This window comes from Amycolatopsis sp. NPDC021455, from assembly GCF_040640995.1.
GTDB lineage: Bacteria > Actinomycetota > Actinomycetes > Mycobacteriales > Pseudonocardiaceae > Amycolatopsis.
The window spans coordinates 58518-70409 of record NZ_JBFACT010000050.1 but is presented as its reverse complement, the minus strand read 5'-3'; the positions used below and the strand labels follow the sequence as shown (position 1 = coordinate 70409).

The following is an 11892-nucleotide window of genomic DNA, read 5'->3' as shown; positions in this document are numbered from 1 at the left end:
GCGCTGACCCGGACTCTCAAGCGCCCCAATGTGGCGTTCGGTGCGTCCAACGCACCGAACGCCACATTGGGTGCGTTGGACGCAACCAACGCCACATTGGGGCGCTCGGGTCAGGACCAGATCGCCGTGGCCAGCGCCAGCCCGAGGGTGCCCGAGGTCAGGCCCGCGAGGATGGTGACCACCACGTTCAGCACCGCGTACAACCGCGTCTTCTCCAGGAACAGCCGGACGGTTTCGTAGCCGAACGTCGAGAACGTCGTCAGGCCGCCGCAGAAGCCCACCGCCAGCAGTGCGCGCACCGACGACGGCTCCGCGCCGTGCAGGAGCCAGCCGCTCAGGAAGCCCAGGATGAACGAGCCCGCGATGTTCACCGTCAACGTCCCGAAGGGGAACGGCGAGTCGCGCCACTGCTGCACGCGGCGGTCGGTCAGGTAGCGCAGGATCGAGCCCGCCGCCCCGCCGAGGGCCACCAGGACCAGCGTCACTCCGTCCGCCCCACGTGCCGGACCACCTCGACCTGGTCGAGCGTCACCAGGCCCTCGCCGATCAGGTCGTCCAGCTGGGGCAGGAACGCCCGCAGCTTCGCCTCTTCGTCGATGATCACGATCACCACGGGCAGGTCCTCCGACAGCGACAGGATCCGCGTCGTGTGGATCAGCGACGACGCGCCGTAGCCCTCGACGCCGCGAAGCACCGAAGCGCCCGCCAGCCCGGCGTCCTTCGCCCGGCGGACGATCTCGTGGTAGAGCGGCTTGTGGTGCCAGTGGTCGTCTTCGCCGATGTAGATCGTGAGGCGCGTCGCGGGTCCTTCCATCAGCGTCCCTTTCGCACAGCGCGTGTCGCCGCGAGACCGGCCGTGACCGCCGTCAGGCACAGCACCAGCGAAGCGGCCACGTACGCCAAGGATCCCACGAGACGCCCGGTCGTCGCCGCGTCGAGGGTGTCGGTCACGAACGTGGAGAACGTCGTGAAGCCGCCGAGGATCCCGACGCCGAGGAACGGCCGGAGGAGGTGGTGTGGCCGGGCCGTCGTCGTCAGGATCGCCATCAGGACTCCGATCAGGAGGCAGCCGAGGACGTTGGTGAGCAGCGTGGCGACGGCGAACTCGCCGCGCGCGTGCGGGATCGCCACCGACAGGCCGTACCGGGCGAGGCTGCCCAGCGCGCCGCCCGCGCCGATGGCGAGCAGGACGTCCCACCGGGGCACGCTGATCACCTCCTGGCGGTGAACCTACTCCCGATGGCCGACGCGTTCCCGCCACCCGGTCGAGCATGCTGGACGGGGCCGGATGACAGGCAGCCGTCGGTCGCCGTACTGTTGCGCAGGGTAGGCAAGGCAACCCTAAGGAAGGCGGGGGTACATGCGGGGAGACGGGCTGGCCGGCGGCGAGGGCGGCGCGGACAGGCTCGGCGAGCTGATCCCGGCGGCCCTGCGCGGGATGGCTGCCGGAATCGCCGAACGGGGCGGCCCGGTCCCGGCGGGCGGCCCGGCAGCGGTCGCCGCGGCCCTGGTGGCGGAGCGTGGCGAGCCGGCGCGGGTGGCCGCTGCGCTGGTCGGCGACCATGGTGGAGCGGGGGCTGTCTTGGCCACCGCCGAGCGTGGCGAGCCGGCGCCGGTGGCCCCCGTACTGGTCGGCGACCACGGTGGAGCGGGGGCTGTCTTGGCCGCTGCCGAGCGTGGCGAGCCGGCGGGGGTGGCCGCTGCGCTGGTCGGCGACCATGGCGGACCAGGGGCCGTCATGTCCACCGCCGAGCGTGGCGGGCTCGACGCTGCCTCCAGCCGCAATCAGCTGCCCCGCCACGGCGTCGGGGCCGAAGCCGCCCTCGAAGAGCTGAGCCGGCTGCTGGCCGCGGGCTCCGCCGATCCCGCCGATCCCGCCTGTGCCGCGCACCTGCACTGCCCGCCGCTCGCCGTGGCCGTGGCCGCCGATGTCGTCGCCAGTGCCCTCAACCCCTCCATGGACTCCTGGGACCAGGCTCCCGTCGCCAGTGAACTCGAGCGGGAGTTCACCGCCGGAATCGCCCGATTGTGTTACCCCGATGCGGAAACCCCCGATGCCGTCGTGACCACCGGCGGGACCGAGTCCAACCTCCTCGGCCTCCTCCTGGCCCGCGAACGCGACCCCGGCGTCCAGCCCGTCTGCGGCGCCAACGCCCACCACAGCGTCGCCCGCGCGGCCTGGCTGCTCGGCCTGCCCGCGCCGATCGTCGTCCCGTGCGAAGGCGATCGCCTGCTGCCGGACGCCCTCGCCGAGGTCGTCACCCCGCGGAGCGTCGTCGTCGCGACCGCCGGGACCACCAACACCGGCACCCTCGACCCGCTGCCCGCCATCGCCGCCATCTGCCGCCGGAGCGGTGCCCGGCTGCACGTCGACGCCGCTTACGGCGGGATGGCCCTGTGCAGCGATACCCTCAAGACCAAGCTCGCCGGGCTCGAGCTCGCCGACTCCGTCGCCCTCGACCTGCACAAGTTCGGCTGGCAGCCGGTCGCCGCCGGGCTCTTCGCCGCGCGCGAGGCCGCCGATCTGGCCGCCCTGACCGTCCGGGCCGAGTACCTCAACGCCGACGACGACACCGAAGCCGGCCTGCCCGACCTGCTCGGCCGCTCGATCCGGACGTCGCGGCGGCCGGATGCCTTCCGGATGGCCGTCACCGTGCACGCCCTGGGCACCGACGGTCTCGGTGCGCTCGTCGAACGCTGCTGCACCACCGCCACAGAGGTCGCGGCGCGCGTCGAGGAGCACCCCGGCCTCCGGCTCTGGGGCGCGCCGGAGCTGTCCACCGTCGTGCTTCGCCCGGTCGGGGCCGACGAAACCGGCGACGACGAGCTCGTCGCCCGCGTGCGCCGCGCGCTGCTCGAAGCCGGCACCGCGGTGATCGGCCGCGCTTCGCTGCCGACCGGTCCCGGCGGCGCGGACCAGCTGTGGCTCAAGCTGACCCTGCTGCACCCGCACACCACCGGCGACGACTACGGCCCGCTGCTCGACCGGATCGCCGCCACGGCCGGCGCCGAGCTCGTCGCCGGCCGGGAAAGCCCGGTCGCTTCGTGAGGCGCCACCACCTGGCCGGCGTCGGGATCGGGCCGTTCAACCTCTCCCTGGCCGCGCTCGCCGCCCCGGTCGACGGCCTCGACGCCGTCTTCTTCGACGCCCGCCCGGAGTTCCGCTGGCACCCCGGCCTGCTCGTCGACGGCGCGACGCTGCAGGTGCCGTTCCTCGCCGACCTGGTGACGCTCGTCGACCCGACGAACCCGTTCTCCTTCCTCAACTACCTGCGCGACCGCGGCCGCCTGCTGCCGTTCTACTTCGCCGAGCGGTTCCACCCGCTGCGCGCCGAATACGACGACTACGGCCGGTGGGCCGCGGCCCGGCTGCCCTCGTGCCACTTCGGGTGCGAAGTGACCGGCCTCCGCTGGGCCGGTGACGCCTTCGAACTCACGATCGCCGGGCGTGCACCGGTGCTCGCGGACAACGTCGTGCTCGGCGTCGGCTCGGTGCCCTCGGTGCCCGGGCCGCTGCGCGAACTGGTGGAAAATCCGGACGTCCTCACCCTGCACTCGGCCGACTACCTGACGCACCGGGACGAACTCCTGGCCGCCGACAGCGTCACGGTCGTCGGATCCGGGCAGTCGGGCGCCGAAGTTGTCCTCGATCTCCTGCGCGCGCGGTCGACTGTGGACGGCTTGCGCTGGCTGGCGCGGACGCCGGCGTTCGCGCCGATGGAGTACTCGAAACTCGGGCTGGAGCAGTTCACCCCGGACTACACGGCGTACTTCCACGGCCTTCCCGAAGCTGTCCGCGACCGGCTGCTGCCCGCGCAATGGCAGCTGTACAAGGGAATCGACACCGAGACGATCGGCGCGATCCACGACGAACTCTACCGCCGCAGCATCGACGGCCCGCCGGGGGCAGTGCTGACCCCGGGCGTCGAGGTCGTCGGCGCGTCCACAGTAGACAAAGAAATCGAACTGCGCGTGCGGCACGTGCAGCAGGGTCGCGACGGCACCTTGCGCACGAATGCCGTCGTCGCGGCCACCGGCTACGCCGAGACGCCGACCCGGTCGCTGCTGGCCGGGCTCGGCGACGCCGTCCACCGCGACCGGCAGGGTCGTCTCGAAGTCGGCGCCGGCTACCGCGTCGCCCTCGACGTGCCCGGGGCGCTGTTCGTGCAGAACGCCGAACGCCACACCCACGGGCCCGGCGCCCCCGACCTCGGCCTCGGCGCGTGGCGCGCGGCCGTCATCCTCAACGCCGTGTGCGGCAAAGCCGTGCACGAGCTGCCCGACCGCACCGCCTTCACCACCTTCGGCCTGGAGGAGAAGTGACCCTCGACGACGCGGCCGCCTGGCGCGCGGCCGGTGCCCTGATCACGCACAAGATGCTCGGGGAACTGTCCTACGAGCACATGCTGGAGCCGGTCGCCGACGGCGACGCGTACCGGCTGGAGCTGCCCGGCGCCACCTACGCGTTCCGGGCCCGGCGGGGCGCCTTCGACGCCTGGACGGTCGAACCGGGCAGCGCGCGCCGGTCCGGCGAACCGGTCACCGACCCGCGGACCCTCGTCGTGGACGCCCGCGAAGTCCTGGGCTTGAGCGGGCTGCGGCTGGCCGACGTGCTCGCCGAGCTGACCTCGACCGTCGCCAACGAGGCCGCCCGGCTGCGGCGCGCCCCGACCGCGGCCGCACTGTCCACTCTGGACTACAACATCGCGGACGGGCACCTGACCGGCCACCCGCGGCTGGTGCTCAACAAGGGCCGAGTGGGGTTCTCCGCGGCCGACCGCGCCCGGTACGCGCCCGAGGCGGGCGAGGACCTCCGGCTGCGCTGGTTCGCCGTCCACCCGGACCACGCCGAGTTCCGCTGCGTCGACGAGCTGAGCCGGGACGCGCTGCTGGACGCCGAACTCGGCGCCTTGCGCGCGGAGTTCGCCGCGAAGGCACCCGGGGACTACGTCTGGGTGCCCGTGCACCCGTGGCAGGCCGACGAAATCCTCGGCACGCTTTACGCCGCCGAGCTGGCCACCGGTGTCGTGATCGACCTCGGGGAGAGCGCCGACGCCTACCGGCCGCACCAGACGGTCCGGACGTGCGCGAACGTCAGCACGCCCGGACGCCACGACGTCAAGACCGCCGTGTCCGTGCGCAACACCCTCGTCTACCGCGGGCTCAACTCCGCGGCCACGCTCGCCGGGCCGTCGGTGACGACGTGGCTGCGGCGGATCAGCGCGGCCGACCCGCTGCTGACGGAGAAGTACCGGTTCGGGCTGCTCGGCGAAGTCGCGAGCGTGTCGGTGAAACACCCGCTGTTCGGCCACCTCGAGGAACTGCCGTACCGATTCCACGAGACCCTGGGCGCGCTGTGGCGGGAGCCCATCCGGCTCGCCGACGGGGAGCGCGCGATTTCGTTCGCCGCGCTGCCCTACCGCGGGCCGGACGGCGTCTCGATGCTGGCGCACCTGATCGGCGGCGGGGACGCGACAGCGTGGCTGACGCGCCTGTTCGACCTGCTGCTCACGCCGTTGCTGCAGTGGCTGCTGCGCCACGGCGTCGGGTTCTGCCCGCACGGCCAGAACCTCGTCCTCGTCGTCGACACCGCCGGGTTCCCGCGGCGGGTGCTGATCAAGGACTTCGCCCAGGGCGTCGACCTGCTCGACGAGCAGCTCGAGAGCTACGAGAGCCTGCCGCCGGAGGCGGCCGCGGACATGCTGCGCTGGCCCGCGCACCTGCTGGCCCAGTCGCTGTTCAGCTCGGTGTTTTCCGGCCAGTTCCGGTTCTGGGCCGAGGTTCTGCTCGACGAGCTGGACCTGCCGCGGGCGGCGTTCTGGGCGCCGGTCCGGGAGATCGTCGGCCGCTACCGCGACGAGAACCCGGAGCTGGCCGCGCGCTTCGACGCGTGCCGCCTGTTCGCCCCCGACGTCGAGCGCGTGACGCTCAACCGGGAGCACTTCGCCGGCCAGGGCTTCGACAAGGTGGAGCGCGACGACGAGTTCGACGTCCGGTGGGGCCGGGTGCCGAACCCGCTGCACGCCCCGGACCCGGGCGGCGCCTGGTGACGGCGTTCGCGCGGCCGGTCGGCCCGCGTTCCCTGGCCGACCGGCGGGCGGCGGCTTCCGCGGGAACGGCCGTGCTGCGCGGAATCCTGGCCGAAGACGGTGCCCGGCTGCTCCTGCTGGTGCCCGACCCGCACGCCCGGTTCGCCGCCGTCGAGCTGGCCGCGCCGTTCGCCGCTTCGGCGCTCGACGACGGCTACGGCGTCTGCAGCTACGTCTTCGCGTGGACGCCGTCGCGGGACCCCCTCAAGGCCTCCGGCGTGCTCGGCGGCTACCTCGAAGGCTTCGGCGACCTGCGGATGCGGCCGGACGCGGCGAGCGCGATCCCGCTGGGGGCGCGGACGTGGGCGGTGGTGTGCGACGCCGAATGGCCGTCCGGGAGCGTCGCGGAGCTCGCGCCGCGCGAGGTGCTGCGCGGGCAGCTGGCGGCGCTGGAAGGCCTCGGGCTGGTGCCGTCGGTGGGCATCGAGCACGAGGTCGTCTTCCGCGACTCTCTCGGCACACCGCTGACGACGCACGGCGTCGACTACGCCGTCGGCGGCACCGAACGCCTGTCCCCGCTGCTGGGCGACCTGCGGACGGCGCTGGACGACGCGGGGCTGGGCGTCGAGTCGGCGCGCGCCGAATGCCACCCGGGGCAGTACGAGATCGTGCTGCGCCACCGGGACGCGCTGGCCGCGTGCGACGATGTCTTGCTGCAGCAGCTTCTCGTGCGCCGGGTCGCCGCGCGTCACGACGTCACTGCCGACTACCTGGCCGCTCCTTCGCCCGGGCAGGGAAACTCCGGGCACGTGCACCTGTCGCTGTCCACAATGGATGGATCGGAACCCGATCTGCTGGGCGGGTTCCTGGCCGGCGTGCTGCGGGACGCGCGGGCGCTGACGGCGATCTGGGCCCCGACGTGGAACAGTTATGTCCGGCTGCGGACCGCGCCGTTCTCGCCCCGGGAGGTCCGCTGGGGCCACGACGACCGGACCGCGTCGGTGCGGGTGGCCGGGCCGCCGGCCGGCCCTCGGCTGGAGTTCCGGTTCGCCGGTGCCGATGCCCAGCCGCACCTGGTCGTCGCGGCGCTCCTTGCCGCCGGGCGGTTCGGGCTGGAGGAGGGGCTGTCCCCGCCGGACGCGGGGGTCACGGTGGGTTCGCTGGCGACGTCGCCGTGGGAGGCGGCGGGGATGCTGGACCGGGTGGGGGAGCTGCTGGGGCCCGCCGTCGCGGCGCAGCTGGGGGCGCTGCTCACCGAAGAGATCGAGTCCGGGCTGGACACGGTCACGGATTGGCAGCGCCGCCGTGGTGCCCTGCGGTCGTGAGGTGGTTGGGATCCGCCCACCTCGAAGCTCGGTTGTGACTGCAGCCGGCGGTGCTGACGGCCCCCCCTCGGGCCGTCAGCACCGGGCGTTCACGCCGGGCGGATGTTCTGGTTGACGTGGAACACGTTCTCCGGGTCGTACCGCCGCTTCACCGCGGCCAGCCGCTCGTAGTTGCCCCGGTACGAGGCCCGGACCCGGTCCTGACCCTCCTCCATCATGAAGTTGACGTACGCCCCGCCCGCCGACGTCGGGTGCAGTTCCTCCCAGTAGTCCTTCGTCCACCGGGAAATCGCCGGCGCCTGGGCCGGGGAAGGATCCACGCCCACGATCACGCCCGACCAGCCGCCCGAGCGGTGGGGGAACGCCGTCGCGTCGGAAGCGACCCGGCTCGCCGCGCCGTCGATCGGGTACAGGTGCATCGACGAATGCATCGTCGGCAACGCTTCCCCGTGCTTGAGGTGGATGGCGATCGCCTCGTCGGAGATCTCGTGGAACACGTCCGCGCGCCAGTACCACTGCAGCCCGGCCGGGTACAACGCGTCGAACGCGCCCTGCAACGCCGTGTACGGCATCTCCTGCAACCCCACCAGCAGCGGCGAGCCGAAGCCGCGGACCGGTGCCAGGACCTCGTCCGCCTTGGCGTGCGCGCCGGTGTAGCACCAGACGATGCCGCACGCCTTGCGGCCCCACAGCTCCTCCGGGAACGGCGGCGCCGGCGGGACGGTCAGCAGGCCGAACCAGCCGTTCAGCTCCTCCGGCAGCGACGGCAGCAGCTCCCGGTACCAGCGCAGCACGTCCGGCGTGTCGGCCAGGTCGTAGAGCACCGGCCCGGCGATCACCGAACCGTGCTCGCCGATGTCGTGGCAGCGGAACGTGAACGACGTGACGACGCCGAAGTTGCCGCCCCCGCCGCGCAGTGCCCAGAACAGGTCGGGGTGCGAGGACTCCGAAGCCTGCACGAACGAGCCGTCCGCCAGGACGACGTCCGCGGCGAGCAGGTTGTCGACGGTCAGGCCGAAGCGCCGGGCCAGGTAGCCGATGCCGCCGCCGAGGGTCAGGCCCGCGACGCCGGTCGACGCGACGATGCCCGACGGCGTCGCCATGCCGAACGCGACCGTCGCGTGGTCGACGTCGCCCCACGTGCAGCCGGCGTCGGCGCGGACGGTGTGGTGCACCGGGTCGACCGTGGTGCTGCGCAGCCCGGACAGGTCGACGACCAGCGCGCCGTCGGCGACGCCGAGGCCGCCCGCGTTGTGGCCGCCGCCGCGCACGGCCAGGGCCAGGCCCTGCTCGCGGCCGTAGCGGACGCAGGTGACGACGTCGGCGGCGTCGCGGCAGTAGGCGATCGCCGCCGGGCGCTTGTCGATCATGGCGTTGTAGACGGCGCGGGCTTCGTCGTAGCCCGGGTCCGCCGGCGTGACGAGGGTGCCGCGCAGGGTGGCGGCCAGGGCTTCGTGCGGCAACGCGGTGGTGGTCATGGGTGGGGCCCCTCTCGGATTTTCCGGTTCGAGGGGAACCTAGGCACCGGGCGTTCGCGAAGCGTTCGGTCCGTTCAGGACGGTCCGGCGACGGCCAGGTCCGCCTCGCACCGCCGCAGCAGGGCGACGCTGCCCTGGGCGCGGGCCAGCTCCGCGGCGGCCCGCAGGCGGGGGCCCGGGTCGGCGTCGTGCGCGGCCCGCAGCCGCAGGACCTCCGGCAGCCACCAGCGGTCGTCGCGGGCCTCCCCGGCGGCGAGCGCCGCGTCCAGCGTCGCGCGGGCCGCCTCGGGTGCCGACAGCTCGGCCACCAGCGTCAGCCAGTACGGCATCCGGGCGAACGCCCCCTCGGCCTTGAGGTGCGCGACGCCCTCCTGGGCGGCGGCCAGTCCGGCCGCGCCGCCGCGGGCCCAGCCGCCCAGCACCAGCGCCCACTCCCGGTAGTAGGCGAACCCGTACCGGTCGCACAGGCCGCGCAGCTCCGCCACGGCCGTCGCCAGCGCCGGCCGGTCGTGGCGCAGCTGGTGGGTGATCCCGGCGTACGCCAGCGCGATGGTCAAGCTGTACGGGTGCCCGGCCGCGCGGGCCCGCTCGATGGCGGCGTCGCTGCTCGCCACCGCCGCGTCGTCGTGGCCGAGCAGCCAGTGCGCGTGGGCCGCCCAGGCCGGCCCGTGGATGTCGGGCCGGGTGCCGATCGGCCAGGTCGACGCGCCTCGCGTGCGCTCGGCCCCCAGCTCGAAGTGCCGCAGCCCCTCGGCCGGGCGGCCGAGGCTCACCGACGAGCCCGCGACGATGAAGTGCGCCGAGCCGCTCAACGCGGGGTTCGTCCCCGGCGCGATCAGCGAGAGCGCGCGTTCGGCCGACGCGTGCGCCTGCGCGGTCCGGCCCTGGACGAACTGGGACGACCACAGCTCCAGCAGCGCGGTCAGCGCGGAATCCTGGCTGTCCAGCGACTCCGCGAGCGCGAGCGACTGCTCCAGGGTGCGTTGCAGCTCGGGGGAGGAGTAGCCCTGGTGGGCGTTGAGCGGCCCGGCGAGCGCTTCGAGGACGGCGAGTTCGGCACGGTCGCGGTTGCCGCTCGGCGGCTGTGCGCGCACGAGCGCGAGGGCTTCCTTCAGCAGCCGGATCGCTTCGGCGTGGGCGAACGTCCGCGCGGCGACGGCCGCGGCCCGCCGGTAGTGCTCGACCGCGCGGTCCGGGCGGCCGCCGCGGGCGTACTGCTCGGCCAGCTGCGCGGCCACGGCGTCGGGGTCGCCGGCGTGCAGCAGCTCGATGCCCTGGGCCAGCCGCCGGTGCAGCAGCCACCGGCGCGGCGGGCTGACCTGCTGGTAGGCGGCGTCGCGCAGCAGGTCGTGGGTGAAGTCGTAGCCGCCGCCGACCTCGCGCAGGATCCGCCGCCGCCACAGCTCGTCGACCGCGTCGACGACGGTGTCCGCGTCGAGGTCGCTGGCCTCGGTGAGCAGCTCCAGCGTGAAGTCCCGGCCGGCCGCGGCGGCGAGCCCGGCGACCTCGCGGGCGGCCGGGCCGGGCTGTTCGAGCCGGGCCCGCAGCACCCCGGCCAGGCGGCCGGAAGGCGGGGAAGCATTGGTGCGCAAGGCTTCCACGACGTACAGCGGGAACCCGCCGGTGGCCGCGTGCAACAACGTCCGGTCCGATTCGGACAGGGGGCGCCCGGCGACCGCTTCGCCGAGGCGAGCCGTGCCGTCGGCGTCGAAGGGGCGCAAGGGGACCTCGGTCAGCTTGCCGTCGTCGCGCAGCTGGGTGAGCCACGTTTCGGCGCCGCCGTCGCGCAGCGTCGCGGCGACCAGCAGGGGCGCGTCGGGCACGAGACCGAGGCAGAAGGTGACGAACGCGCTCGTTTCTTCGTCGCACCACTGCGCGTTGTCGAGGACGAGCAGGACGGGACGCTGGCCCGCGGTGAGCGCGCGGGCCAGTCCTTCGAAGAACCGCAGGCGCTGCCACGCGTCGACCATCGCGTGCCCGCCCGCGACCGGCGGCGAGGCGGGCAGCAGCCGTTCGACTTCGGCCCGCCACACCGGGTCCAGGCCGGCCGCCGCCCGCTGGACGGCCGGGGTGCGCAGCCACTCGGCCACCGGCGCCAGCGGCAGCTGCCCGGCCGAGCCGAAGCAGCGGCCGGTGGCGACCACGGCTCCTTCCGCGCGCGCCAGCCCGGCGAACTCGGTGACCAGCCGAGTCTTGCCGACCCCGGCGTCCCCGCGGACGAGGACGACCCCCGCCCGGCCCGCCGCGGCCGCGCGCCACGCTTCGCCGAGCCGGGCCAGTTCGGCGGACCGGCCGACGAGCCCGGGCGCCGCCGCCCGCCCGACCTCGGGGCCGGGCCGGGCGAGCAGCCGGCGCAGCGCCGCCCGCGTCGGCTCGGCGGGCACGACGCCGAGCTCGCGTTCGAGGACCGACGCGCAGCGGTGGTAGGTGCTCACCGCGCCCGCCCGGTCACCGGCGTCGGCCTGCAGCCGCATCAACGTCCGGTAGCCGGTCTCCTCCAGCGGGCGCAGCCGGATCCGGCGGCGCGCGGCGGCGAGGGCGGCGGCCGGGTCGCCCGAGGGCGTCCGGCAGATCAGGTCGCACAGTTCGACGCACTGGCGGTCGAGCTCGGCGCGCGCGGCCAGGACCCAGTCGTCGGCCAGGCCCGGCAGCAGCTCGCCGCGGTAAGCGGCCAGCGCGGCGTGGGCGTGGGCGAGCGCGCCCCGGGCGTCATCGGCGGCCAGCGCGGCCCGGCGGGCGACGTCGAACTCGCGGACGTCCACCCGGCTCGCCGGCGTGTCGCGCCAGCACAGGTCGCGCCCGGTGACGGCCAGCGACGGCAGCTCGCCCAGCACTTGACGCAGCTGGTGCAGCTCGCGGCGCAGGTTCGTCAGTGCCTGCGCGTCGGTGGAGTCCGGCCAGAACAGCCCGGCGATGAGGCGCCGGGGCTGCGCCAGGCCGGCGTGCACGACGAGGTAGGCCACGAGCGCGACCGACCGCGGCGACCGCGTCAGCACGGCGCCGGTCGCGTCGTCGGCGATCACCTGCTCGCCCAGCAGCGAAACTCGCAGCACCCGGTCA

At 74.3% G+C, this 11892-nt stretch carries 9 protein-coding genes; 4 read left to right on the top strand and 5 right to left on the bottom strand.

All coding sequences use genetic code 11. The features are described 5' to 3' along the window. Positions 1-110: 110 nt before the first annotated feature. Genes crcB through AB0G28_RS36255 form a run of 3 tightly spaced genes read right to left on the bottom strand, consistent with a single transcriptional unit; the run spans position 111 to position 1215 of the window. The gene (crcB, locus tag AB0G28_RS36265; protein WP_361099967.1) at positions 111-485 is read right to left on the bottom strand and encodes a fluoride efflux transporter CrcB; all 375 of its coding nucleotides are present in this window, start codon (positions 483-485) and stop codon (positions 111-113) included. Continuing rightward, positions 482-814, bottom strand: coding sequence for a DUF190 domain-containing protein (locus AB0G28_RS36260; RefSeq protein ID WP_361099964.1), 333 nt, complete (start codon positions 812-814; stop codon positions 482-484). Before AB0G28_RS36260 ends, crcB begins: the two co-directional genes overlap by 4 nt. Further along, on the bottom strand, positions 814-1215 hold the full coding sequence (locus AB0G28_RS36255; RefSeq protein WP_361099961.1) for a CrcB family protein: 402 nt from the start codon (positions 1213-1215) through the stop codon (positions 814-816). The genes AB0G28_RS36260 and AB0G28_RS36255 overlap by 1 nt, the downstream gene beginning before the upstream one ends. Before the next feature lie 145 nt (positions 1216-1360). Between AB0G28_RS36255 and AB0G28_RS36250 the strand changes: the two genes are divergently transcribed. Genes AB0G28_RS36250 through AB0G28_RS36235 form a run of 4 tightly spaced genes read left to right on the top strand, consistent with a single transcriptional unit; the run spans position 1361 to position 7354 of the window. Further along, complete coding sequence (locus tag AB0G28_RS36250; protein ID WP_361099958.1) at positions 1361-3049, top strand: aminotransferase class V-fold PLP-dependent enzyme; 1689 nt, start codon at positions 1361-1363, stop codon at positions 3047-3049. Continuing rightward, positions 3046-4323: a SidA/IucD/PvdA family monooxygenase gene (locus AB0G28_RS36245; RefSeq protein ID WP_361099955.1), complete on the top strand. Its 1278-nt coding sequence runs from the start codon at positions 3046-3048 to the stop codon at positions 4321-4323. The genes AB0G28_RS36250 and AB0G28_RS36245 overlap by 4 nt, the downstream gene beginning before the upstream one ends. Then, positions 4320-6050, top strand: coding sequence for an IucA/IucC family protein (locus AB0G28_RS36240; protein WP_361099952.1), 1731 nt, complete (start codon positions 4320-4322; stop codon positions 6048-6050). The genes AB0G28_RS36245 and AB0G28_RS36240 overlap by 4 nt, the downstream gene beginning before the upstream one ends. After that, positions 6047-7354, top strand: coding sequence for a glutamine synthetase (locus tag AB0G28_RS36235; protein WP_361099949.1), 1308 nt, complete (start codon positions 6047-6049; stop codon positions 7352-7354). Before AB0G28_RS36240 ends, AB0G28_RS36235 begins: the two co-directional genes overlap by 4 nt. Positions 7355-7443: 89 nt before the next feature. Here AB0G28_RS36235 and AB0G28_RS36230 read toward each other — a convergent pair whose 3' ends face one another. Together AB0G28_RS36230 and AB0G28_RS36225 are read right to left on the bottom strand one after the other, a co-directional pair. Further along, positions 7444-8832 (bottom strand): FAD-binding oxidoreductase, encoded by a 1389-nt coding sequence (locus tag AB0G28_RS36230; protein WP_361099946.1) that lies wholly within the window; start codon positions 8830-8832, stop codon positions 7444-7446. Between the two features lie 74 nt (positions 8833-8906). Then, positions 8907-11885, bottom strand: coding sequence for an AAA family ATPase (locus tag AB0G28_RS36225; RefSeq protein WP_361099943.1), 2979 nt, complete (start codon positions 11883-11885; stop codon positions 8907-8909). Between the last annotated feature and the right edge of the window lie 7 nt (positions 11886-11892).